The 23,771-nt window shown below is 61.0% G+C and carries 20 protein-coding genes; 16 read left to right on the forward strand and 4 right to left on the reverse strand.

Features of this window, described 5'->3' with window-relative positions:
• Nucleotides 1-5: 5 nt before the first annotated feature.
• The 6 genes from ABD112_RS09345 (at nt 6) to ABD112_RS09370 (ending at nt 9,125) form a co-directional block, all read left to right on the forward strand.
• Nucleotides 6-824, forward strand: coding sequence for a PaaX family transcriptional regulator (locus tag ABD112_RS09345; RefSeq protein ID WP_343925276.1), 819 nt, complete (start codon nt 6-8; stop codon nt 822-824).
• A gap of 220 nt (nt 825-1,044) precedes the next feature.
• Entirely contained in the window at nt 1,045-5,289 is a 4,245-nt protein-coding gene (locus ABD112_RS09350) for an ExeM/NucH family extracellular endonuclease (RefSeq protein WP_343925278.1), read from the forward strand.
• A gap of 165 nt (nt 5,290-5,454) precedes the next feature.
• Entirely contained in the window at nt 5,455-6,393 is a 939-nt protein-coding gene (cysK, locus tag ABD112_RS09355) for a cysteine synthase A (protein WP_343925279.1), read from the forward strand.
• Nucleotides 6,394-6,458: 65 nt separating this feature from the next.
• Entirely contained in the window at nt 6,459-7,028 is a 570-nt protein-coding gene (gene cysE, locus ABD112_RS09360) for a serine O-acetyltransferase (protein WP_343925281.1), read from the forward strand.
• Between the two features lie 61 nt (nt 7,029-7,089).
• On the forward strand, nt 7,090-8,076 hold the full coding sequence (locus ABD112_RS09365; RefSeq protein ID WP_343925282.1) for an ABC transporter ATP-binding protein: 987 nt from the start codon (nt 7,090-7,092) through the stop codon (nt 8,074-8,076).
• On the forward strand, nt 8,073-9,125 hold the full coding sequence (locus ABD112_RS09370) for an ABC transporter permease (RefSeq protein ID WP_343925284.1): 1,053 nt from the start codon (nt 8,073-8,075) through the stop codon (nt 9,123-9,125). The genes ABD112_RS09365 and ABD112_RS09370 overlap by 4 nt, the downstream gene beginning before the upstream one ends.
• 66 nt (nt 9,126-9,191) lie before the next feature.
• Here the strand turns inward: ABD112_RS09370 and ABD112_RS09375 are convergent, their stop codons facing one another.
• Complete coding sequence (locus ABD112_RS09375; protein WP_343925285.1) at nt 9,192-9,905, reverse strand: DUF981 domain-containing protein; 714 nt, start codon at nt 9,903-9,905, stop codon at nt 9,192-9,194.
• Between the two features lie 269 nt (nt 9,906-10,174).
• On the opposite strand from ABD112_RS09375, the gene ABD112_RS09380 reads away from it, so the two are divergent.
• The 4 genes from ABD112_RS09380 (at nt 10,175) to recQ (ending at nt 15,888) form a co-directional block, all read left to right on the forward strand.
• The gene (locus tag ABD112_RS09380; protein WP_343925287.1) at nt 10,175-11,506 is read left to right on the forward strand and encodes an ABC transporter substrate-binding protein; all 1,332 of its coding nucleotides are present in this window, start codon (nt 10,175-10,177) and stop codon (nt 11,504-11,506) included.
• Nucleotides 11,507-11,662: 156 nt separating this feature from the next.
• Nucleotides 11,663-12,796, forward strand: a complete 1,134-nt coding sequence (locus ABD112_RS09385) for a carbohydrate ABC transporter permease (RefSeq protein ID WP_343925289.1) — start codon at nt 11,663-11,665, stop codon at nt 12,794-12,796.
• The gene (locus tag ABD112_RS09390) at nt 12,793-13,761 is read left to right on the forward strand and encodes a carbohydrate ABC transporter permease (protein WP_343925291.1); all 969 of its coding nucleotides are present in this window, start codon (nt 12,793-12,795) and stop codon (nt 13,759-13,761) included. The genes ABD112_RS09385 and ABD112_RS09390 overlap by 4 nt, the downstream gene beginning before the upstream one ends.
• Nucleotides 13,762-13,833: 72 nt before the next feature.
• The gene (gene recQ / locus ABD112_RS09395; RefSeq protein WP_343925293.1) at nt 13,834-15,888 is read left to right on the forward strand and encodes a DNA helicase RecQ; all 2,055 of its coding nucleotides are present in this window, start codon (nt 13,834-13,836) and stop codon (nt 15,886-15,888) included.
• Between the two features lie 9 nt (nt 15,889-15,897).
• On the opposite strand, the gene ABD112_RS09400 is transcribed toward recQ, so the two are convergent.
• From ABD112_RS09400 to ABD112_RS09410, 3 genes are all read right to left on the reverse strand, one after another.
• Entirely contained in the window at nt 15,898-16,284 is a 387-nt protein-coding gene (locus ABD112_RS09400) for a hypothetical protein (RefSeq protein ID WP_343925295.1), read from the reverse strand.
• Nucleotides 16,285-16,301: 17 nt separating this feature from the next.
• Nucleotides 16,302-16,916, reverse strand: coding sequence for a nucleotidyltransferase domain-containing protein (locus ABD112_RS09405; protein ID WP_343925297.1), 615 nt, complete (start codon nt 16,914-16,916; stop codon nt 16,302-16,304).
• Between the two features lie 146 nt (nt 16,917-17,062).
• Nucleotides 17,063-17,503 (reverse strand): hypothetical protein, encoded by a 441-nt coding sequence (locus ABD112_RS09410; RefSeq protein ID WP_343925299.1) that lies wholly within the window; start codon nt 17,501-17,503, stop codon nt 17,063-17,065.
• Between the two features lie 393 nt (nt 17,504-17,896).
• Between ABD112_RS09410 and ABD112_RS09415 the strand changes: the two genes are divergently transcribed.
• The 6 genes from ABD112_RS09415 to ABD112_RS09440 all read left to right on the forward strand — a co-directional run bounded on the left by ABD112_RS09415 (nt 17,897) and on the right by ABD112_RS09440 (nt 23,734).
• Nucleotides 17,897-18,472 carry a hypothetical protein gene (locus tag ABD112_RS09415; protein ID WP_343925301.1) on the forward strand — a complete coding sequence of 192 codons (576 nt, stop codon included), beginning with the start codon at nt 17,897-17,899 and terminating at the stop codon, nt 18,470-18,472.
• A 242-nt stretch (nt 18,473-18,714) separates the two neighbouring features.
• Entirely contained in the window at nt 18,715-19,668 is a 954-nt protein-coding gene (locus tag ABD112_RS09420) for a siderophore-interacting protein (protein ID WP_343925302.1), read from the forward strand.
• 20 nt (nt 19,669-19,688) lie between these two features.
• Complete coding sequence (locus ABD112_RS09425; RefSeq protein ID WP_343925303.1) at nt 19,689-20,726, forward strand: FecCD family ABC transporter permease; 1,038 nt, start codon at nt 19,689-19,691, stop codon at nt 20,724-20,726.
• A 5-nt stretch (nt 20,727-20,731) separates the two neighbouring features.
• Nucleotides 20,732-21,817, forward strand: a complete 1,086-nt coding sequence (locus ABD112_RS09430; protein WP_343925410.1) for a FecCD family ABC transporter permease — start codon at nt 20,732-20,734, stop codon at nt 21,815-21,817.
• An 11-nt stretch (nt 21,818-21,828) separates the two neighbouring features.
• The gene (locus ABD112_RS09435) at nt 21,829-22,620 is read left to right on the forward strand and encodes an ABC transporter ATP-binding protein (RefSeq protein ID WP_343925412.1); all 792 of its coding nucleotides are present in this window, start codon (nt 21,829-21,831) and stop codon (nt 22,618-22,620) included.
• Nucleotides 22,621-22,720: 100 nt separating this feature from the next.
• Nucleotides 22,721-23,734 carry an iron-siderophore ABC transporter substrate-binding protein gene (locus ABD112_RS09440; protein WP_343925304.1) on the forward strand — a complete coding sequence of 338 codons (1,014 nt, stop codon included), beginning with the start codon at nt 22,721-22,723 and terminating at the stop codon, nt 23,732-23,734.
• Nucleotides 23,735-23,771: the final 37 nt, after the last annotated feature.

Here is a 23,771-nt window from a genome sequence, read left to right on the forward strand (position 1 = left end):
CAGCCGTGATTCTGGATGACTTCGACTCCCGCCCTGGAAGTGCCACGTCACTGCTGCGCACGTTTGTTGGCTCGCAGCTGCGTCAGCTTGGTGGCTGGATCTCGTCGGCGCAGCTCGTACGCATCATGGAGGCGTTGGGAGTGCCAGCCAATGGCGCTCGCAGTGCGATCACTCGAGTGAAATCAAAAGGTCTGCTGTTTTCCGAGGTAGTGAACGGGCAACAGGGGTACCGGGTCAATGCCGACGCGGTGCCGATGTTGGAGAGTGGCGACCGCCGCATTTTCAGTTTTCGGCAGCAGCGCGAAGACGACCACTGGTGTTTGATCTCGTTCTCGATTCCTGAGTCGCGGCGGGATGCCCGCCACCAGTTGCGTCGCCGACTCGGCTGGATCGGCTGCGGAACTGTCGCGACGGGGCTGTGGATTTGCCCCGCAGCGCTCAAGGATGAGGTGCAAGAGATTCTCGACGACCTCGACCTGCGAGAGTGCGCAACCCTGTTCATCACGGGTCGACCCGAGGCGAACCGCTCGCTGGAAGATGCCGCAGCCCAGTGGTGGGATTTGGAACGCCTGCGTGAACTTCATGAACGCTTTCTCGCTCAGCACTCGAGCCAGGTGGGCCCGGCCGCGACCGATGCTGAAGCATTCGCCCGCTATATCCATGCTCTGGATCAGTGGCGCGTGATCCCCTATCTTGATCCCGGATTGCCGAACTCAGCGCTGCCGACGGAGTGGCCAGGACAGGCGAGCCTCGAACTCTTTGGCCGCATCTCACGCTCGTTGGCGGCTCGAGCGCACGCTTTTGCGCGATCAGCTGCCCACTGAGCGGATGCCGGATCTGGGCCGATGCTGCCGCGAGCGTTGGCGGGGTTGCCAGAAAATGTGCACGCTAACAGTGGGTTACGCGCACATGAGCAATTCGATTTAACCCTTGGAATGAGCTGTGAGCGACGATATGGTCACTCATGCCCCCAATGGGGGTAGACCGCAGATTTCATAATTCTCGAGGGGATTGCCCGCTATGCATTATCGAAGCAGCCGGCCAATGCGACTCACGATAGGGGCACTTGCCACTTCGTGCGCGATCGCGTTGACCACAATTATCGCTCCGGCCGTACTGGCCGTTGACGCAACGGCGACTATTGCCGATGTTCAAGGCACAACAGCAGCGAGCCCAATGGTGGGTTCGACCGTCACTGTAGAAGGTGTCGTCACTGCTGATTACCGTGGAGCCTCTGGCTACCGCGGCATTGTGATCCAGACTCCCGGTTCGGGTGGTGCGAGTGACGCGACGCCCGGTGCCTCCGACGGAATCTTCCTCTACCTCAACAATCTGAACCCAGCAGTATCGATCGGCGACAAGGTCACCGCGACCGGCCCGGTTGATGAACGCTTCGGTCAAACCCAGCTTGGTGCAGGGGCAACTCCCGCCACTGTTGAGCTCGTTATTGAGGCGGCGCAGCTCGCGGCCGAAGACATGGTGCAAGCAACGGCGCTTGATGCCAGTGTTGTCGGCAACGATCGCGAACCATTCGAGTCGATGCTGGTTACCCCCACTGGGGACTACCTGGTCAGCTCAAGCCACCAGCTCTACAACTTCGGCACCCTCTGGCTCAGCCCAGGTGAACTTGCCGTCAAGAGCACCGAAACCACGGATGCCGGTGATGCTGCCAACGCGATCGCAGCAGCAAACCGTGCGAGCCGCATCTTCCTCGATGATGGCTACAGCATCCAAATCTCTAACGGGTCTCACCCCGGCGACCAGCCGTACTTCTCGGCTGGCACTGTTGTGCGCAACGGTGACACCGTTGAGTTCCCGGCGAACCCCTACGTTCTGAGCTACGGCTTTGGCGACTGGCGTTTGCAGCCGACCATCGCGATCAACGATTCGAGTGCGGCAGAGTATCTCCCCACTTTCGCCTCGACGAACCCACGCGAAGCGTCGGCTCCGGTAGTTGGAGGAGACTTCGCGGTCTCAGCATTCAACGTCTTCAACTACTTCACGACACTGAAGAGTGAAGATCCGGATGCGCGTGGTGCTTCCACCGCTGCGCAGTTTGCGATTCAGCAGTCGAAGATTGTTGCTGCAATCAATTCGCTCGATGCGGATGTTGTTGGTCTCCAAGAGATCGAGAACTCCATTAAGTTGGGTGGCGGTCTTGACGAAGCGCTCATGGATCTCGTGGGTGCTCTCAACGCGGCAGCTGGCGCGGGAACGTGGGATTACGTTCGCACCCCCGCAGCGCTGAACGATGCAGCCATCACCGACTTCATCACCAACGCAATTATCTTCAAGCCGGCATCGGCGACTCCGGTTGGCGACAGCTTCACTGCGGTTGACGAGACGGTCTGGGACATCGCGCGTGAGCCGATCGCTCAAACCTTTGAGTCGAATGGCGAAATGATCACGGTGATCGCTAACCACTTCAAGTCGAAGGGTGGATCGGGTGCTGAACCTGCCGACGGACAGGGTCGTTTCAACACTGAACGTGTTGAGCAGGCCACCGCGGTAAAGGCTCTCGTTGACAGCATTTCTGCTGACCCTGCCAAGAGCGACCAGGTTGTTCTTGTTGGTGACTTCAACTCCTACTCTGAAGAAGACCCGGTTCAGGTGTTCACTTCGGCTGGTTACGTTGACACCCTTGCGGCAACCACTGACGACAAGTACACCTACACCTTTGATGGTGAACTGGGATCGCTCGATCACATCATCGTTTCGCCGTCGCTTGCCGACAAGGTGACCGATGCTGCGGTCTGGAACATCAACTCTCCAGAGTGGTCAGATCGCGGTTACGCCTTCGGAGCAACAGAAGCTGGCACCGTATTCCGCTCAAGCGATCACGACCCGATCAGCGTCGGCCTCAGCACTGAGGCGGTCCCGGTCGAGATCGAGATTCTGACGACGAACGACTTCCACGGTCGTATCGAGGTTGATCGCGGTATTCCCGGTGCAGCGCAGCTCGGTGGAATGGTGAACTTCTGGGAGGCACAGAACCCGAACACCACGTTTGTTGGTGCCGGTGACTTCATTGGTGCATCCACATTCACGTCGTTCATTCAGAACGACCAGCCCACGATTGACGTGCTCAACGAAATCGGACTCGCCACGAGCTCCTTCGGTAACCACGAATTCGATCAGGGTCGTGCCGATGTCGACGACCGCATTCTGGAAGCCGCCAACTGGCCCTACCTCGCAGCGAATCTCTATGATCGGGCCACAAACGCTCCGGCCTATGACGAGTACTTCCTGCAAGAGTTCGATGGTGTGACCGTCGGATTTATCGGTGCCGTTACTGAGGGCCTTAACGAGCTGGTCAGGCCCTCGGGAATCGCGTCGCTGGAGATTCGTGGAATCGTTAGCGAGGTTGACCGGGTAGCCGACTATCTAACTGACGGAGACGACGCCAATGGCGAAGCCGATGTGCTCGTGCTTCTCGTGCACGAGGGTGCGGCAAAGACTGGCATCGCAGCATCGACCGACAATTCGGCGTTTGGCCAGATCGTCATGGGACTGAGCCCGAAGGTTGAAGCGATCGTTTCGGGTCACACCCACCTGGCGTACGACCACGAGGTTGCGGTGCCAGGAATGGACCGGCCGCGTTTGGTGGTTTCGGCTGGACAGTACGGAACTAACTACGCTCACTTTGATCTGACTGTTGACCCGGCGACGAAGGAGATTATCAACTTCAACGCCGAGGTGTTGCCGATTGCCGGCTTCGTTCCGGACGCTGCCGTGCAGGCTATCGTCGACGAGGCAACCGCCATCGCTGACGTGCTTGGTGCGGTCAAGGTGGGCGAAATCACTGACAGCATGTACCGTGCGGTGGGAAACCCGACTGACAAGTCAGCGTTCCCCGAGAATCGTGGTGGAGAGTCGACGCTCGGCAACTTTGTTGCTGACGTTCAGCTCGGCGTCGCTTCGGGCTTGGGTGCTCAGATCGCGTTCATGAACCCTGGTGGTTTGCGCACTGACCTCGTCTACGAGTCCTCAGGTGCGGGCGATGCTGACGGTGATGTGACCTACCGCGAGGCCGCGAACGTGCAGCCATTTGCCAATACCCTCACGACGATGTCGCTAACGGGTGCCCAGCTCAAGATGGTTCTTGAAGAGCAGTGGCAGCCAGCGGGTGCGCAGCGTCCGTTCCTTAAGCTCGGTGTTTCGGAGGGCTTCACGTACGCCTACGATCCCACCGCAGCTCAGGGTGAGCGCGTGACCGCGATGTACCTCAATGGTGTTCGAGTGGATGCCGCAGCCAGTTTCAAAGTGGTTGCTAACTCCTTCCTCGCGGCTGGTGGCGACAACTTCACCACCCTCGCGGCGGGTTCGAACCCCACCGATAGCGGACGAGTTGACCTGCAGGCCATGGTCGACTACTTCGAGGCCACCCCGGTTGCTTCGCCGCCGTTCGAACAGCGCGCTATTGGTGCTGTTGTTTCGGCTCCGGACGCTGACGGTTATAACCCCGGAGATGACGTCACGCTTGATCTGTCGTCGCTCACCTTCAGTCGTGGCGGATCAAACGCCACCACGGTCGAAGTTTCGGTCGATGGCATCGTGCTCGGATCGGCAACGATCGACCGCACCATCGTCGACACGACGGATGAGCAGGGTCGCGCAACGGTGACCGTCACGATTCCGGCCGGCGCGCCTTCGGGAACGCTCGCGCTGACCGTGATGATTCCGGGAACGAATACCTCGATCGTCGTGCCGATTGAAGTTGTCACGACGGCTGAGGCAATCGAGAACACTAGCGCCCCGGGCATCCGCGGCAAGGTGGAGGTCGGTAAGACTGTCAAGGCGATTCCAGGGCGCTGGAGTGAGCGTTCGGCTCAGTTCAGCTACCAGTGGCTGCGGGATGGTGCACCGATAGCTGATGCAACCGACCGTCGCTACCGCATCACCACCGAAGACATCGGAACCGAGCTGAGCGTGCAGGTCACGGCCAGCAAGGACGGGTTCACGGATGGTGTGGCTGTATCCGAAGCACAATCGGTTGAGAAGATCTCGTCGCGAGTCAGCTCGAGCCTCTCCAACCGGTTCGTGTGGGGCAACCGCTCGGTCACGGTCGACTCGAAAGTCAAGGTCGGCAAGGACGGAACTACGGCAGGTGAGGTGACCGTGTATGACGGTAGCACCGCTGTGGCGACATCCGAGGTGGGCAACAAGGGCAAGACGTCGGTGACGTTGCCGAAGCTCAGCCCCGGCATCCACTTCATCTGGGTCGAATACTCCGGTAACGACACTGTGGAGTCGAGTTCAAGCTGGCCACGACCGGTATTCGTCTTCTAGATGACACCCGGCGGTTAGCTGAATAGCGCGAAGAGGGTCCCGCACTGCGGGGCCCTCTTTTCGTCTGTTCCCCAGTTTTATGAAATAAATTTGGCGCACAGATTGCTAGTAACTATGGTGAGCAAGCTCCCATCGATCTCCTACCTGCTAAGGAACCCCTGAATCATGGCTAGTCGCATCTACAAAAACATCACCGAACTCGTCGGTAATACCCCGCTGGTTCAACTTAACTCTGTAACAGAGGGAGTGGGCGCAACGGTGTTGGCCAAGCTCGAGTTCCAGAACCCTTCCGCCAGTGTGAAGGACCGCATCGGCGTTGCCATCATCGATGCAGCCGAGAAGGCTGGCGCGCTCAAGCCCGGCGGAACCATCGTTGAGGGCACCAGTGGCAACACCGGTATCGCGCTCGCAATGGTCGGTGCCGCACGTGGTTACCGCGTAGTTCTCACGATGCCGGAGAGCATGAGCAAGGAACGCCGGATGCTGTTGCGCGCCTTTGGTGCAGAACTCGTCTTGACTCCCGCAGGCGAAGGCATGCGCGGCGCAGTCGAGAAGGCAGCCGAGATTGTTGCCAATACCGAGGGTGCAGTTGCGGCGCAGCAGTTCGCAAACGCAGCGAACCCCGCCATTCACCGTGCAACCACGGGCCCCGAAGTGTGGAACGACACTGACGGAACCGTCGACATTTTCGTCGCTGGAATCGGAACCGGCGGAACAATCACCGGTGCTGGCGGCTTCCTCAAGGAGCAGAACCCCGAGATCAAGGTAGTTGCAGTTGAGCCCGAAGAATCGGCCATCCTCAACGGCGGCGCACCTGGCCCCCACAAGATTCAGGGACTCGGCGCAAACTTCGTGCCCGAGATCCTGGACCGCGATGTCTACGACGAGGTTTTCGACGTCAACATCACCCAGTCAGTAACGATGGCCCGTCGCCTTGCCACAGAAGAGGGCATCCTCGCCGGTATCTCCTCGGGCGCGACCGTTCACGCGGCCCTCGAGTTGGCCAAGCGCCCCGAGAACGCGGGCAAGACCATCGTCGTGATCATCGCTAGCTTCGGCGAGCGTTACCTCTCGACGCTGCTCTACGAAGACCTCGTCGATTAATAGCGCCCCGCGCTACTGATCGCAACGACTGCACCACTGCCAACCCCGACTGACGGATAGCCCAATTGTTTCCTCGAACCCGTGAAGATATCGCTGCTGTGCGTTTGCGCGACCCCGCAGCACGCGGAGCTTTCGAGATTTGGCTGACCTATTCGGGCATGCACGCCGTCTGGGGTTACCGCTTTAGTCATTGGTTGTGGACTGCGCGGGCGTTCTTTCTCGCCCGCGTGGTCTCCCAGTACGTTCGGTTCTTGACCGGCGTGGAGATTCATCCGGCAGCAGAGCTCGGGCGCCGCGTAATCATCGATCACGGTTCCGGCGTTGTTATCGGTGAGACCGCAATTGTTGGCGATGACGTGCTCATTTATCACGGGGTCACGCTGGGCGGCACGAGCGCCGAGGGTGGCAAGCGCCATCCAACACTCGGCAGCGATGTCGTGGTCGGCGCCGGAGCAGCGATCCTCGGCAACATCACGGTTGGCTCGGGCTCCGTAGTCGGGGCAGGCGCAGTAGTCGTAGAGGATGCGCCCGAGGGCTCGCTGCTCGTCGGGGTGCCAGCCGTAGCACGACCCAAACGCGGCACGAAGGCCCCGAAAGACTGCTTCAACTACACGGATCCAGCGATCTATATTTAGGCTCGGTCCATTCCCCATCGGGGCTGACTGAACGTCACTTTTGTAAGTTATGCTCAACCTCATGACGTCAGTTGAGGCAGCGCACAGTGACCCAGCGCACAATGACCCTGTGCAGGGCGATCTAGCGCCGACAGGCATAGTCGTTGACCATGTCGGTCGATCGTTCGGCCAGGTGCATGCCGTGCGCGACGCAAGCTTTATCGCTCAGCCCGGTACTGTCACCGGCCTGATCGGCCCCAACGGTTCGGGCAAGACCACACTCATGCTCATGCTGGCGTCACTCTTGAAGCCGGATTCCGGCAGCATCCGCATCTCTGGTTGTGATCCTGTAACCGAGACAGCTGCGGTGCGTTCGCGGCTCGGGTGGATGCCCGACGTGCTCGGCTCGTGGTCGAGCCTCAGTGTTCGCGACACCCTCATCTACACGGCGCAAATGTACGCGATAGACAAGGCCGCTGCGGCAACGCGTGCCCAAGAACTCATCACCCTGGTTGACCTACCGGAGCTCGCCGATAGTCCAACCCGTGTGCTCTCGCGTGGCCAGAAGCAGAGACTCAGCTTGGCCCGCGCGCTCGTTCATGAGCCTGATGTGCTGCTGCTCGACGAGCCTGCTTCGGGCCTCGATCCGGTGGCCCGTGCCTCTCTGCGGAACCTCGTGCGTCGCCTTGCCTCAGAAGGAAAGACCCTGTTGGTGTCGAGCCATGTGCTTTCTGAACTCGACGAAATGGCCGATGGTGCCGTCTATATCTCCCAGGGGGTGACGGCGTCGGCCGAGGCACTTGCGCGCAGTCGCGCCAGTGCTCGACCGTGGCGCATCCGCTCAAGCGATGTTGTGGCCCTGCGTGCGGCACTCGTCGCCGACGGGATCGAAGAGGCGGCGATTGCGACCGATCGCACGGAACTGATTGTTGCTCTCGAGGGGGAAGCCGCGGCATCCGCCCTGCTTGCTCACTTGGTTGCAGCGGGGGTTGCGATCAGCACCTTTGCTCCCGCCGTTGGTGACCTCGAACATGCCTTTATCGACCTGAGTTCGGGGGAAACCAAGTGAGCGCATTCTTCTCCGGTGTCGGAGTAATTTTTTCGCTTGAACTGCGCCAACGGGTGCGCAGTCTTAGCTGGTACATCTTGCTCGCCGTGTTCGTTGGCCTCATCCTGATGGTCACCGTACTGCTGTCGATCGCCTTTTTGGGGTTTGGCGAAGACGGTGGTGGGGGCATTTACTCCACGATTATCTACTTCGTGCTCTTGCTTGGCACCCTCGTCGCCCCCGCCTTGAGCGGCAACGCCATCAATGGCGATCGGGATGCCGGAACTCTGGCCGCCACCCAGGTGACGCTCATCACCACGTGGCAACTGATCCTCGGAAAGTTCCTTGCGGCCTGGGTTACGGCGCTCGCATTCCTTGCCGCGGCGGTGCCATTTCTGATCTACGCCACAATTGTCGGCAGTCTCGGTTTCGGTACGATTCTGGTATCGATCCTCGTGCTGGCGGGTGAACTCGGCATTGTTGCCGCCGTCGGTGTAGGCCTCTCGGGCCTCATGTCTCGACCGCTATTCTCGATTGTCGCGAGCTATCTCATAGTGGCAGGTCTCAGCGTCGGCACTTTGATCGCCTTCGGCCTTGGCGGTCTTGCGGTGCAGACAACCGTCACGAGCACCTCAAGCTACGGCCAGGAATACAACTCCAACGGGGTTGCCACTAGCTGCACCTCTTCCACAACTAACGAATATCCGGTGCCACGCTTCGACCTATTTTGGGGCGCTCTAGTCGCAAACCCGTACGTGATCCTCGCCGATGCGGTGCCGACAACCTACGACCAGTACGACCAGCCGACCGATCTATTCGGCTTCATCAAACTCAGCGTGCGGTCGGCACAACAGGCACCGGAAACGGTCACCGTCTACGACGAGTGCGCGCCGGGGAGCGGCCTCTATGAGGACCGCCCCACCGCACGAGAGACGATCGAGAGCACGACACCGGGTTGGGCAGTTGGCCTCGTCATCCAGCTGGTGCTGGCGGGTGGACTGCTGATTGGTGCGCACGCTCGCACCACGACTCCGGCGGCGAAACTCAGTCGCGGCAGCCGCATCGCTTAGGTGCGACGCGACCTGGGTACTGCGCGGCTAGGTTGCCGCGCAGTACGCGTACTGGATTAGGACGAGTTAGCCCATCGTGTTGACGATGAGGCCGATGTGGGTAAAGAAGTTGAGAGCGCCGAAGAGCAGGAATGCGATGCCGCCGAGGGCGAGCGAAACACCGGCAACCCACTGAACTTTGGTGGGGGTGCTGCGCACAGCAAAGGTGCGCGTGGCGAACGGGAAGAGCAGCGCGCCAAGCCCGACCAGTGCGAAGAGGCCTGACATGAACGTAATTTCAACCCATGGCCACTGCGAGAAGTAGCCAGAGATGGGCTCCTCAGGTGGTGCGACGAAGAGCTGGAAAGCAACTCCTGCTGCAGCGATGCCGACGAGGGCGAGGCCGAGACCAAAGATGAGTACGCCAAGCGGCTCAGCGGTGCGGGCAACAGTGCGCGCGGCATCCGCGGACTCTTCGAGCACTGCGGCGCGGCGCCAGAGTACGAAGCTCGCGGCGAGAAGCAAAACACCAAACGCGAGGCTTGGCTCTCCGAAGATGATGTTGTCGAACGGGAAGTACGCAGCAAACGGCCACGTCAGCGTCATGTGGGCGCCCGTGATGGTGAGGATGAGGCCCAGCACACCAAAGTTGGCGGAGTAGCCGCGGAAGTCGACTTCAGCACCAGCCATAAGCTTTCGGGCAAACAGCACGAGGCTGAGTAGACCGGCTCCGGCCGCCACCGCCATGATCGTGTTGTAGGTGGGCATTTGAGTCCAGTCGATGACTAATCCTTGGTCCATAACTCCAGTGAACACCGGCAGTAGTGTGCTATACAAACTTGACCAATTGCCTCAAAAGTGCAGGAGATCTCCCCGCGTTAGGTCTCATTCCGGTTGCGGTAGACGAGAGAGTCCCCGCAAGCGCTTGCATGAATCTGTAGGAGTGACCTAGCGTGAGTCATGAACGCGCTCTCCGGGGTCTTGACCACTCAAGCGGGCGAGTTCAGAGCTGCAGTTGTTCCCCCGCATGCTGCTCGGCCTGTGGGCAAACCTCGACGAGGAGGATTTGTATGATTTCCCACCACTATCGACGAGCCTTACTTCCGATCGCCACTCTCGGCATCGCAAGCATGGTCCTCACCGGTTGCGCATCCGGATCTAGCGGCACAGGTGGCCCCGGCGATTCAGGCGATGCCGACGGCGTCGTCACCATCTACGGAACCATTGCTGACACTGAAGCTGAACTTCTCGAAGAGTCTTGGGCTGACTGGGAAGACCAGAATGGCATTGACATTCAGTACGAAGCCAGCAAAGAGTTCGAAGCTCAGATCAGCATTCGGGCGCAGGGCGGCAACGCACCTGACATCGCAATCTTCCCGCAGCCGGGTCTTCTCGCGGACCTCGCATCGCGCGACTTCATTCAGCCAGCGCCCACGAGCGTTCAGGCCAACGTTGAGCAGTACTGGTCTGCAGACTGGGCCGCCTATGCGACCACCGGAGATACCCTCTACGGTGCACCGCTCATGGCCAGCGTCAAGGGCTTCGTTTGGTACTCGCCAGCCCAGTTCGCTGAGTGGGGCGTAGAAATTCCCGAGACGTGGGACGAGCTGCTTACGCTCACCCAGACAATTGCCGACAAGACTGGCACCGCACCGTGGTGTGCAGGATTTGGTTCGGATGCCGCAACGGGTTGGCCGGGAACGGACTGGGTTGAAGACCTCGTGCTTCGCGAAGCCGGACCAGAGACCTACGACAAGTGGGTGTCGCACGAGATTCCATTCAGTGACCCCGCCATCGTGTCGGCCTTCGATTCGGTTGGTGACATCCTCTTGAACCCTGAGTACGTCAATGCAGGCTTCGGCGACGTCAAGTCGATCAACAGCACACCGTTCGGTGATCCAGCTCGCGCACTCGGCGACGGCACCTGTGCCCTCCACCACCAGGCATCATTCTTCGATGGGTTCATCCAAGACCCCAAGAACGGCAACGCTACGGTCGGGCCGGATGCTGACATCTGGGCCTTCGTTACTCCATCAGTTGAGGCCGGCGGCAACGCCGTCACCGGCGGTGGCGAAATCGTCGGTGCGTTCTCGAACGACGAAGAAACCATCAAGGTTCAGGAATACCTGTCGAGCCCAGAGTGGGCAAACTCTCGCGTGAAGTTGGGCGGTGTCATCAGCGCTAACAATGGCCTCGACCCCGCAAGCGCAAGCAGTCCCATCCTGCAGGAAGCCATCACCATCCTGCAGGATCCAGACACGACCTTCCGCTTTGACGCCTCCGACCTTATGCCGGGTGTTGTTGGTGCCGGAGCGTTCTGGACAGGAATGGTCGACTGGGTCAACGGCAAGTCAACCGAAGACGTGCTCTCGACTATCGACGCCTCATGGCCGTCTGAATAATCCGCCACGGTCGCGTAACACCGTAGGGCGATAGCGGTGTGATGTGCGGGCCGGGAAGTTCTTCCCGGCCCGCACTCATATCCACCGCTCGAGTGCGCAGTTGTCGTAGAGTCACAGGAGTAGAGAGAGTTCAGCGATGCACTCGAAAGGTTCGACATGTCAGCTTTCTTAGCGTGGATCTCCACCCTTCCCGCACTCGCACAAATACCGCTGGTGCTTCTCGCTTTCTTCGCAGTGATCGCACTGTTGATCTTCTTCTTAGAAATCGCGCCGCGCAGCGGCCGCAAATTCACCATCATCCGCGCCGCGGCCTGCGTGCTCATTCCCGGGCTTGTGTTCTTGGCGCTCGGCTCAGTGCTCTGGGCTGCCGTCGCAGCAACACTCTTTGGCGCACTTTTCTTCTACCTTGACTACCGCTCAAAGCAAGGTGCTGGCTATCTTTTTCAGCTGGTCGGATTCTTGAGCCCAGCGATCTTCTTGCTCGGCATCGGACTCATCTACCCCACGATCCAAACGACAATCCAAGCCTTCATGAACAGCCGCGGAACCCGCTTCGTTGGCCTCGAAAACTTCATCTGGATCTTCACGCAAGACACCGGCATCCGCACCGTACTCAACACCTTCGTCTGGGTACTGATCGTTCCCGCGGTCTCGACCATTTTCGGGCTCGCCTATGCCGTATTCATTGACAAGTCGCGCGGCGAGAAAGTCTTCAAGGTGCTCGTCTTCATGCCAATGGCCATTTCATTCGTTGGCGCGAGCATCATCTGGCGCTTCGTCTACGCCGTCCGCCCTGCAGGCCAAGAACAGATCGGACTACTCAACCAGGTCGTGGTCTGGATGGGTGGCGAACCAGTTTCCTGGCTCTCGAACTCCCCGTGGAACACTTTCTTTCTCATCGTCGTGCTGATCTGGATTCAAACCGGTTTCGCCATGGTGATCCTGTCGGCGGCGATCAAGGGTGTTCCCGCTGAGCAGCTGGAGGCTGCGGAACTCGACGGAACCAACCCCTGGCAGAGCTTCATCAACGTCACCGTGCCCGGCATCCGCAGCTCACTTGTCGTTGTCCTCACCACGATTTCGATTGCTTCGCTGAAAGTCTTCGACATTGTGCGCACCATGACCGCCGGTGCGAATGAGACCAGTGTGATAGCCAACGAAATGTACTCACAGTGGCAAGGATTCGAAGTCGGCAGGTCTGCTGCGTTCGCGGTCGTGCTGTTCGTGATGGTGCTACCGATTGTTGTTTACAACGCGAGACAGATCAAGAAGCAGAGGGAGATCCGATGACTGCGACAGTTCCCGCGCGACTTCCGCTCGACAAAAAGACCAAGAAGCAGCTGGTTCGCGGTGAGAAGCTGGGTGCCGCCAAGCGCACTAAGAAGCGCCTCACGAGTCGTGGCGCAACGATCGCGGCGCTGATTATCGCGGTGCTCTGGACTACGCCTACCTTCGGGCTGTTCATCTCGTCAATTCGTCCCCCCGAGGAGATCCTGCGTAACGGCTGGTGGACGATCTTCCAGAACCCCGGGTTCACCCTCAACAACTACACCGAGGTACTTGCGGCCGGAAACAGCACGCTCAACCTCGCTGGCGCGTTCATTAACTCGATCGTGATCACGCTGCCGGCCACGATCTTCCCGCTCGTCATCGCGAGCCTCGCGGCCTACGCTTTCGCGTGGATACCATTCCCCGGCCGAAACTGGATGTTCATCGGAGTCTTCGCGCTACAGATCGTTCCGCTGCAGATGGCACTCGTGCCCCTGTTGAGCCTATTCTCCCGCGGACTATCGATCGGTAACGTCGAGGTCTTCGCCAGCCTGAACGCCTCCAACGCTTACTCGCAAGTGTGGATCGCGCACACGATCTTTGCGTTGCCGCTGGCGATCTTCTTGCTGCACAACTTCGTTTCGCAGATCCCCGGAGAGCTCATTGAAGCCGCCAGGGTGGATGGGGCTGGCCACGGCCAGATCTTCTTCCGAATCGTGCTGCCCCTCACCATGCCCGCGATCGCTTCCTTCGCGATCTTCCAGTTCCTGTGGGTGTGGAACGACCTCCTCGTCGCGCTAGTGTTCGCTGACGGACGGGTCGCGCCGATGACGAAACTGCTGGCAGAGATCACCGGCAGTCGCGGTCAAGACTGGAACCTACTCACGGCTGGTGCTTTCATCTCAATCCTCGTGCCGCTCATTGTCTTCTTCGCGCTGCAGCGCTACTTTGTGCGCGGGCTGCTCGCCGGTTCCACGAAGGGGTAGGGCGGTTGGTTTGTTCCACAGGGGGCCAGCGCTCTCGGTCGAATGGTGGTGGCTGCGCCTAGACTTCTCGGCATGGTGTCTGCCCAGTCTGTTCTTGAGTCCACGTTCGGTTACGACTCGTTTCGGGGGCAGCAGGGCGAAATCATCAACACGATCGTGGGCGGCGGCGACGCCCTCGTGCTCATGCCCACCGGTGGCGGCAAATCGCTCTGCTATCAAATCCCCGCTCTCGTTCGCGACGGCACCGGCGTGGTCATTTCCCCACTGATTGCGCTCATGCAAGATCAGGTGGATGCCCTGGCCGCCGTTGGTGCTCGGGCCGAGTTTCTCAACTCCACCCAGTCCGCCGAAGAACGCACTCGCGTCGAAAACGCGTATCGGGCCGGCGAGCTGGATCTGCTCTACCTCGCGCCCGAGCGGCTGCGGGTCTCCTCCACCGTTTCACTCCTCGAACAGGGTCAGATCGGTCTGTTCGCGATCGATGAGGCGCACTGTGTTTCGCAGTGGGGGCACGACTTTAGGCCCGACTACCTGCAGCTCGATGTGTTGCATGACCGTTGGCCCGACGTTCCGCGAATTGCGCTGACCGCGACCGCGACTGAAGCCACTCGCACAGAGATCGCCCAGCGACTGAAGCTCACCGACGCTACCCAATTTGTTTCTAGTTTTGACCGGCCCAACATCCAGTACCGCATTGAGGCGAAAGCTCAGCCGCTGCAGCAACTTCTTGCGCTGTTGAACACCGAGCACCCCGGCGATGCCGGAATTGTGTACTGCTTGTCGCGGGCCTCGGTCGAGAAGACGGCGCAGTTTTTGGTCGACAACGGTATCGCGGCGTTGCCGTATCACGCGGGTCTCGACTCCAAGGTTCGTGCGAGCAACCAGAGTCGATTCTTGCGGGAAGACGGCATGGTGATGGTTGCGACGATCGCGTTCGGTATGGGCATTGATAAGCCCGATGTGCGCTTCGTCGCCCACCTCGATCTGCCCAAGAGTGTTGAGGGTTACTACCAAGAGACGGGTCGTGCTGGCCGTGATGGCCTCCCCGCAACGGCGTGGCTCGCTTACGGCCTGCAGGATGTCATGCAGCAGCGTCGCATGATCGACCAGTCGGGCGGCGATCTGGCTCACCGTCGCAACCTGAGCGCGCACCTCGACGCAATGCTTGCGCTCTGCGAGACCGTTGAGTGTCGTCGCGTGCAGTTGCTTGGCTACTTTGGTCAGGAATCAACCGCCTGCGGCAATTGCGACACGTGCCTGTCGCCGCCGGAGTCGTGGGATGGCACTGTTGCGGCTCAGAAGATGATGTCGACAATTGTGCGCTTGGATCGTGAGCGCAATCAAAAGTTTGGTGCCGGGCACCTGGTCGACATCTTGATTGGCAAGACCACGACGCGCGTCACGCAGCAACGCCACGACGATCTGGCCACGTTCGGAATCGGTTCGGATGTCTCGGAACAGGACTGGCGTTCGGTTGTTCGGCAGCTGCTGGCGCAATCGTTGCTGGCGGTGCAGGGCGAGTACGGAACGCTGGCCATCACTCCCGAAAGTGCGGCGGTGTTGAGCGGTGACCGCATCGTGAAGCTGCGTCGTGAGGCGCCCCGCAAGGCCCGCGGTTCTGGTGCCGGCGGTGGCGCTGCAAAGCGCAAGGTTGCCGTTGATCTGCCGGAGTCGGCGACCGACCTGTTTGAGAACCTGCGGTCCTGGCGTGCCGGTATGGCACGCGATAACGGTGTGCCCGCCTACGTGGTGTTCGCGGATGCCACTCTGCGCGGCATCGCCGTCACTAAGCCTGAGTCGCTGGCTGAACTCGCCGAGATCAGCGGGATCGGCGAGAAGAAGCTCGACACGTATGGCGCAGCGGTGCTCGCTGTTGTGGCAGGGGAGTCGGTTGAAGCGGCGAGTGGGGCTGCAGCGGATGCGGCAGCTCCCACGTTCGCGGCTTCACCTGCAGCTACGTCTGCTCCGGCGACGGCTACACGTCAGTCTCGTGCCTCGGCTCCTGCCGCGCGTCCGGCCGCACGACGCGGCTCGGCCCCAGTTTCGGCACCCGTGCCCGGCGACGAAAACGACATCCCGTTTTACTCCGATGGCGACGCTCCGTATGACGGGCCGCCTGAGTTCTAGGGGCGCCTGTCACGAGGCGAGAACTGACTCCATTTCTTCAACCAGCCGGGTCGCGTACTTGAGGAGCTCGCTTGCCTTTGCCTCTGTGATGTGACTGGTCCCGTAGGAAGTAAGAGTTTTTGTTTCCAGCAGTCGGCCAAGGTCTCTCGCTGCGGTTTTCCTTTCGGGGATCGCCTGGGTGAGAATCCCGATGGCCTGTTTGTGATCTTGGCCGTTCGAGCGATATCCGAGCTTGGAGCCGCAGATAGCGTCGGCTGCTGCGATGCCGGCATGCACGGCGTTCAGCCCAGTTGTATTGTTCGATGCCATTGGTCCGCCGGGCTCAAACCGGAGCTGCGCGGTCAGGAGGGAATCACGGGCATGTTCTGCTCGCACCCGCACTTCCCCCGCCGTCATCTGTTTGATCCTTGCGTTCACGGCGCCCTTCGTATGCCCAAGATGCTCTTCCCGAAGACAACGACGCCATCTGCTGTCCAGCTTTTTATCATCGGGTCACCTTCTTCACGTTGCTTAGCCAGCGCCGATGTTGTCAGGTCGTACACTTGAGCGTCATTGCCGGTCCACAACTGCACGCTGTCTCTGAGCCCGGTGACGAAATCGTCTCTGACGTCGAGGTCAGTGGCGTCCGGAAAAACCACAAGCAGATCAACGTCGCTTGTGTTAGTGGAGTCGCCGCGTGCTACCGAACCGTAGAGGGCGACGGTCACACCCGCAGGCGTGCTCGCTTCTGCAAATGATGCAATACGCCGATTCAATTCCTGACGTGCATTCATGGCGACCTCAACAGCCGGCCAGAGAATGTGCGACCTGTTGGCAGAAAACATAGTCGCGTGCGGCGCCGGGACAGAAGTGACCAGGCCGATGTTGACGAGCCGGAGAAGAGACAATCGGATGTTTGCTGGTGTTCCAGTCCCGGCGAGCCGGGCGACCTGTCGACCACTGAGTTCTGCACCGGCTCTGGCGACGACGCGCAAGGCCACGGCGTCTAGGCCATTCATCAGTGAGGCCAGCGGGGCAGATAAGTCCACGGATAACCCCCTTCGCTTGTTCGTATTGCAATACAATTCATCTGCATCTTTTAAAGATACGCCTGTATTGTATTTGGATACAACCTCCTCATACCCGTACGGCCGCCTGATCGGGCTCTGGCGTTGTCCAGATGTCCGCGGGCTGTCTATTCCGGGTCGACGATTCCGTGTTCGGTGCGCACTTTTCTGATCAGTACGTTGCGACCTTCGAGGTAGGGCTCGATGTCTTCGATGCGTGCGATACGCAACTCTTCTAAAACGATGCCGCGGGTGCGAAGCACGATGTGCCATCCCTCCACGGTGGCATCAGCGACGAGGTAATCGTCCACGCTGCGGACATCAAAGGAGACGTGCTGTCCCGAGACTGGTACTTCGATTCGCTCGAACACGAAGGGGATCTGACTGGTCGGCAACCGGCCGAGGCGCTCGTTGAATGGTTCTTCCGAGGGTAGGTTCCCAATAATGTGCTGCAGCGGATCTTCAACATCGTCGTCGGAGGTCGCCACCACCACTTGCGTCGAATCACCGTCCCGGTCGCACTGAACGCTGCGGAAGGTACTATCGCCCAGAGCCCATTCGGCGATCATGCGTCGCCCAGTCCAACCATCGAGCCCAAAGCAGGGTCGTTGCGCGAAAGATCTACGCAACTGGACATCCATAGTTGTTATCTGATCCCAGAACTCGTCCGGGCCCAGTATTCGTCCGGCCTGCATCCGACCCCTCCCGCGAGGCAACGGTACCAGTCCCGCAGATCGTTGCTGCGCCTGGCGGTTGGCGGCCGTCGACGGCGACGCACCGTGCTGGCGTGAAGGGCACACCGGCATCATTGCGGATCGTCTTCCAGGTGATGCCACTCTGATGCGACTCCCGGTCGGTTTTACTGGGATGATGGGCGCATGGGAGATTTGCGACGTAACGGCCCCGAACCGCCTCTCGGTCCTTGGAAGGTTCGACGGAGGCCCGGGCTAGCGGATGAGACAATGCGTGAGCTCGCCCCGCTGTTGGCAGAGGATGGCGTCGACATCAATGACGTCAGCGACATCGACACCCTCAACCGCGCGATCCAGAAAGCGACCGAGCGGCGCAATATGGAACTGTTCACCCCCGTTGGAGCTCGCCGAGACCAAGCGGTCGCCCTCCTGATGCTGATCGTGGCCGCGATCGCTGATGGTCGGACCGATCGCGCCGGAGCTTTGCTGGACAAGGCGCAGCCCAAGTCGTCAGATAATTCGATGCCTGAGGTGTCCAGTTGCATGGGAGTCGCCCTGGGGCTTCTCGACGAGTGGCTCAGCGGTCGGGATCCAGACGTACCGAAGAACCTAGCTGGCGGTGTTCGTCTGCCAGCTGGCCACTGGTTCGGGGAACGAGCCGGGGTCAATGTCCTCGCGTTGGCGAGGAAGGGCCGTGCGTTCCAGTCAGTAGGATCGTTGATCGTCGGGCAGGGCAGCCATCAATTGCTTGCTGGTTCTGCACTCGCTCTGGCCAGCGCGGTCATTGCCTGGTCTCGTACCAGCGGCACATCGGTCGCGAAGCTGCTGCCAGATGTTCTTCGCTGAGCGTTCCCCTGTGGGCACCTGATTCACGAGGGAATACGGTCTCCACCCAGTCTCATGACGGCATGAAATGCCGACTCGTCACCGTCCCTATTGCGGGACAGGTCACGGGAACAGGATCCGTGAGAGATGCGTCAACTAGTGCACTGAGAGTCAAGCCCCCGGATGTAGAAGCGCGCTGACGCGGGCCGTGCTCCCCGAATTCTGACCTTTTCGCTTCAGGTTAGGTATGCCATACTTAGGCAATGCTTACCTTACAGCACGAGACTGCACAGGATGCCCGACCGGGCTATCGACCATTCGCTGCGCGCGTGGAACGCATCCGCACCCTGTCGCCCCATTTTAGGCGCGTCACCTTTGCCGGCCCCGAGTTCACTACCTTCGGTACCGACGGCTTCGATCAGCGCATCAAGATCGTCTTGCCACTGCCCGGCCGCGGCCTGAGCGACATCGGCGCCAACGATCCCCAAACTATTGCCGACGGCACCTGGTACGCCCGCTGGCGTGCACTGCCCGACGAAGCACGCAACCCGTTCCGCAGCTACACAATCCGTGCCGTTCGTCCCGAGCTGCGCGAGATCGACGTCGACATGGTCTTCCACGGAGCCAATGGCCCCGCCGGGCGCTGGCTCGCCGAGGCAGTGGTCGGTGACGAAGTCATCATCGTGGGCCCCGACGCCGCGAGCATCCACTCAGGTATCGGGATCGACTGGCACCCCGGCCCCGCGCGCACCGTGCTGCTCGCCGGTGACGAGACATCCGCGCCCGCAATCTGCAGCATCCTCGAACGGCTCGACCCCAGCGTGCGCGCCTACGCCTTTATTGAGATCCCGGATGCCGCAGACCAGCTTCATTTGAATGTCGGCAGCAACTGCGTCGTTACGTGGCTGCCGCGGGGCACGCAACCGGCCGGTGCGGGGCTCGACCCCGCCGTCCGGGCGTGGACGTGCGCCAATTCCGCGCTAGTGCTTCCTGCACTGGCCACGGTGCCGCAGCCGCTCGGAGACATCGACGTCGACCTCGAACTGTTGTGGGATTCGCCGGGTGAAGCATCCGGCCGACATTTCTACGCGTGGCTTGCCGCTGAAGCCAGTGTCATCAAACTGCTGCGCCGCTTTCTCGTGAGCGACACCGGCGTCGACCGCAAACTGGTTGCTTTCATGGGGTACTGGCGCGACGGCAAGTCCGAAGCGCAGTAGCCCGCACCTCCCTACCTGACATGTCTCGTACCGCTCTAGCTCCGCACACCGCTGTGAGCCTGCGCACCCGTCGCTGGGTCGCGCTCGGTGCCGCGCTAGTGCTGCTCGCGGTCGCCCTTGTGTTAAGCCTTGCTCTCGGCGCTCGGGGCATCGAGTTATCTCAAGTATGGCCGGCCCTTTTTTCTCCCGAGGCTGGCAACAACGACCACCTCGTGATTCGCGAACTTCGACTTCCGCGCACGATCGTAGGGTTGCTCGCCGGCCTCGCGCTCGGCGTTGCCGGCTCGGTCATGCAGGGTGTCACGCGCAACCCGCTCGCCGACCCCGGGCTGCTGGGTGTCAACGCAGGAGCCTCACTTGCGGTCGTCTTCGCGATCAGTGTGCTCTCGATTGTCAACCCCACCGGCTACATCTGGTTCGCCTTCGCGGGCGCCGCAGCCGCCGCGAGCGTCGTGTACGCAATCGGTTCGCTCGGGCGTGAGGGTGCGACCCCGGTGAAACTCGTGCTCGCCGGCACCGCCGTCACCGCCGGCATCACCTCGGTGATCTCCCTGATCCTCATCTCCGACACCGACACCCTCAACACTTTCCGATTCTGGTCGGTCGGGTCGCTCGCTAGCCGCGACCTCGAAGCGGTGCGCATCGTCATCGCGTTCGTGGTCGGCGGCCTCATCCTTGCTGCGATTTCCGGGCGGATGCTCAACCTTGTCGCCCTCGGAGATGACCTCGCTCGCGGCCTTGGCCAACGCATCTACGTCTCGCGCGCGGTCTCGGCCGGAGCCGTTGTCTTGCTGTGCGGCTCGGCGACGGCGCTCGCCGGTCCGATAGTTTTTGTCGGCCTTGTCGTGCCCCACATTGTGCGCCCGTTCACCGGCCCTGACTACCGCTGGATCATCGCGGTCTCGGCAGTTATCGGCCCCAGTCTGCTGCTCATCGCCGACATTGTTGGCCGACTCATCGTTTCGCCGTCCGAACTCGAGGCCGGGCTCGTTGTCGCCGTGATCGGTGCGCCCGTGATGATCGCGCTCGTACGTCGAGTGAAGTTGGTCGGGCTGTGAGCGGCATGCTGAAGCGCGGCGTCGCGGGCGGTGCAGGTCGTGCTGGTGACGTGAGCGGCGACGTGCAGAGTGCTACCGCAGCATCCAGAAGCCAGATGTCACCCCGTACGCCGCGCATCATCATTGGCCTCGCCGTGGCGGCGGTTGTGCTCGCGCTGGTCAGTATTGCCGTAGGGGCATATACACTCTCGTTGCCCGATCTGCTTGCCACACTTTTCGGTCGCGGAACCTCTTCTGATCGCTTCATCGTCCTCACGCTGCGACTGCCGCGCGTGCTGCTGGCGATTCTCGTGGGTGTCGCCTTCGGACTCGCCGGCGCGCTGTTCCAGAGCCTCTTGCGCAACGCGCTGGCAAGCCCCGACATCATCGGCATTAGCGGCGGCGCCAGTGTTGCTGCGGTGTTGAGCCTGCTCATTTTCGGCGCAACCGGTCTTGCCGTTTCACTGTCGGCACTCGTGGGAGCGCTCGTCGTCGCATTCGCGATCTACCTGCTCTCGTGGCGTTCGGGCATGAACGGGATGCGCTTCGTGCTGATCGGCGTGGGCATCGCCTTCATGGCGCAAGCGGTGCTGGGCTACCTCATCACTCGCGGTGACGTGCGCGACGCGCAGCAGGCGCTTGTGTGGATGGTCGGCGGGCTTGGTGGAGCCAGTTGGGGCGACATCCTGATCATGGCTGTCAGTCTTGTGATTCTTCTGCCGGCTGTCGCCCTCCTTGCCGCAAAGCTCCGGATGCTGCAGCTAGGCGACGACCTTGCTGCCGGTCTCGGTGTGGCGGTGCAGCGCTCCCGGCTTGCCCTCATAATGGTTGCCGTCGCCCTCGTGGCGATCGCAACCGCACTTGTGGGCCCGCTCGCCTTCGTCGCCTTCGTCTCCGCGCCGATCGCCCGCCGCATGGTTGCCGGCGGCAGACTTGCCTTGCTGCCGAGCGCACTTGTAGCGATCGTGCTCGTGCTCGGCGCCGACTTCGTAGCCCAACACCTGATTGCCACGGGAACCCAAGTGCCCGCCGGCATCGTCACCGGCCTCATTGGCGCGCCTTACTTGCTGTGGCTTATCTCGACCACTAATCGTGAAGGACATACATCGTGACCCAGGCCCAGATGCGGCCAGCGCATGAGCTGCGAGCCGACAATGTGACGCTCAACTATGGTGGGCGCGACATTGTGTCGAACGTGAGCTTCGCGATTCCGGATGGCAAGATCACCGTGATTGTAGGCGCCAATGCGTGCGGCAAGTCGACACTGCTGCGCGGATTGTCACGGCTGCTGCGACCGGCGTCTGGGCACGTGATGCTCGACGGGCGCGACATCCACCCGCTGCCGTCGAAGGAGGTTGCGCAAGTCGTGGGCATCCTGCCGCAGTCGCCGATTGCACCGGAAGGCATCACGGTTCGCGACCTTGTTGCTCGTGGACGGTACCCACATCAGGGCTGGTTTCAGCAGTGGTCGTCGGCGGATGACGTGGCAGTCGAACGTGCGCTGCACACGACCGACACGGCCGAGTTGGCATCGCGTCGCCTCGAGGAGCTCTCGGGCGGGCAGCGCCAGCGGGTGTGGATCGCGATGGCGCTCAGCCAGGATCCCGACATCCTGCTCCTCGACGAGCCGACAACGTTTCTCGATGTGCGCCACCAGCTCGACGCGCTCGATGTGCTGGCTGACCTCAACAGCGAGCGCGGCACGACGATCGTGATGGTGCTGCACGAGCTCAACCTTGCCGCCCGCTATGCCGACCACATGGTGCTGATGCGCGAGGGGCAGATTCTCGCCGAGGGTACGCCGACCGAGGTCGTCACGGCCGACCGGATGCGGGAAGCATTCGGCCTTGAGTCGCAGATTATTGCCGATCCGGTTTCGCACTCGCCTATGGTGATCCCTGTGGGGCGGGCCTAGCACGGTCGCGACCCGGCGGAACTTGCGCACCTAGCTTAGGTAAGCCTATCCTTACTTTGCACCGCACAATTGCGAAATCATGCTTCGATCTAGGAGATCAATGTCACGCCGACCTCGCCTCGCAGCCTTAGCTGCAGCCACCGCAGCCCTAATCGCACTCAGTGGTTGCGCCGCCACCGCCACCTCCAAAGGTGACGCGGGCGCCTCAGAAGCATCCGATGCTTTCCCCGTCACAATCGAGCACGCCTTTGGTAACACCGTCATCGAGGCCGAACCGCAGCGCGTTCTCACCCTGGGTTGGGGCAGCGGAGACGCAGTGCTAGCCTTGGGCATTGTGCCGGTCGGCATGGAAGCCCAGAACTACGGCGGCGACGACAATGGCGTACTGCCATGGGCTGCGGATGCTCTCACCGAGTTGGGCACAGAGACCCCGCTGATCTTCCCTGCCACCACGGATGCCCCCGCCTACGAGCAGATCGCCGAAGCCGCCCCCGACCTCATCCTCGCGACCTACTCGGGAATCACCGAGGAGCAGTACGATCTGCTCAGCGAGATCGCACCGGTCGTTGCCTACCCGGACGCACCGTGGACCACCCCGTGGCGCGACGTCATCAGCATCACCGGTACTGCCCTCGGCAAGTCTGTTGAAGCGGATGCCGTGCTCACCGACATTGACGCGCTCGTCGCCGAGCAGGCAGCTGCACACCCCGAGTTTGAGGGCAAGACTGTTGCCGCGACCTTCGATGTTGGCGGAACTTTCTACGTCTACAAGCCGGCCGATCCTCGCGTAGCGTTCCTCGTCGATCTCGGTCTCGTAAGTTCACCCGCCGTAGACACTCTCGCTAACGGTGACGCCACGTTCTACTACACGCTCAGCTACGAGAAGCTGGATGAGCTCGACAGCGACCTGCTGATCGCCTACGCCGAGACCAAGGAAGTCGGCGACACGTTCGCAGCCCAGCCCTACGCGCAGAGCATCCCGGCCATTGCTGATGGCGGACTCATCGCAGTCAACGGTGCCTCGCTCGTCGCATCGGTCTCACCGCCCACGGCACTCTCGTTGCCCTGGGGTCTCGACAGTTATGTGGATGCCATCGCAGCAGCACTGAAGTAGCCATCGCCTAGCCGCACAAAAAAGAGCCCGTCGACGG

It is taken from the genome of Rhodoglobus aureus (genome assembly GCF_039527955.1).
Classification (GTDB): Bacteria; Actinomycetota; Actinomycetes; order Actinomycetales; family Microbacteriaceae; genus Rhodoglobus; species Rhodoglobus aureus.

Excerpts from the sequence above, each read along its gene's own strand:
- ABD112_RS09350 (WP_343925278.1), top strand. The coding sequence starts at position 1,045 with ATGCGACTCACGATAGGGGCACTTGCCACTTCGTGCGCGATCGCGTTG.
- cysK (WP_343925279.1), top strand. The coding sequence starts at position 5,455 with ATGGCTAGTCGCATCTACAAAAACATCACCGAACTCGTCGGTAATACC.
- ABD112_RS09365 (WP_343925282.1), top strand. The coding sequence starts at position 7,090 with ATGACGTCAGTTGAGGCAGCGCACAGTGACCCAGCGCACAATGACCCT.
- ABD112_RS09375 (WP_343925285.1), bottom strand. The coding sequence starts at position 9,905 with ATGGACCAAGGATTAGTCATCGACTGGACTCAAATGCCCACCTACAAC.
- ABD112_RS09380 (WP_343925287.1), top strand. The coding sequence starts at position 10,175 with ATGATTTCCCACCACTATCGACGAGCCTTACTTCCGATCGCCACTCTC.
- ABD112_RS09385 (WP_343925289.1), top strand. The coding sequence starts at position 11,663 with ATGTCAGCTTTCTTAGCGTGGATCTCCACCCTTCCCGCACTCGCACAA.
- ABD112_RS09390 (WP_343925291.1), top strand. The coding sequence starts at position 12,793 with ATGACTGCGACAGTTCCCGCGCGACTTCCGCTCGACAAAAAGACCAAG.
- recQ (WP_343925293.1), top strand. The coding sequence starts at position 13,834 with ATGGTGTCTGCCCAGTCTGTTCTTGAGTCCACGTTCGGTTACGACTCG.
- ABD112_RS09400 (WP_343925295.1), bottom strand. The coding sequence starts at position 16,284 with ATGACGGCGGGGGAAGTGCGGGTGCGAGCAGAACATGCCCGTGATTCC.
- ABD112_RS09410 (WP_343925299.1), bottom strand. The coding sequence starts at position 17,503 with ATGATCGCCGAATGGGCTCTGGGCGATAGTACCTTCCGCAGCGTTCAG.
- ABD112_RS09415 (WP_343925301.1), top strand. The coding sequence starts at position 17,897 with ATGCGTGAGCTCGCCCCGCTGTTGGCAGAGGATGGCGTCGACATCAAT.
- ABD112_RS09420 (WP_343925302.1), top strand. The coding sequence starts at position 18,715 with ATGCTTACCTTACAGCACGAGACTGCACAGGATGCCCGACCGGGCTAT.
- ABD112_RS09425 (WP_343925303.1), top strand. The coding sequence starts at position 19,689 with ATGTCTCGTACCGCTCTAGCTCCGCACACCGCTGTGAGCCTGCGCACC.
- ABD112_RS09430 (WP_343925410.1), top strand. The coding sequence starts at position 20,732 with ATGCTGAAGCGCGGCGTCGCGGGCGGTGCAGGTCGTGCTGGTGACGTG.
- ABD112_RS09435 (WP_343925412.1), top strand. The coding sequence starts at position 21,829 with ATGCGGCCAGCGCATGAGCTGCGAGCCGACAATGTGACGCTCAACTAT.
- ABD112_RS09440 (WP_343925304.1), top strand. The coding sequence starts at position 22,721 with ATGTCACGCCGACCTCGCCTCGCAGCCTTAGCTGCAGCCACCGCAGCC.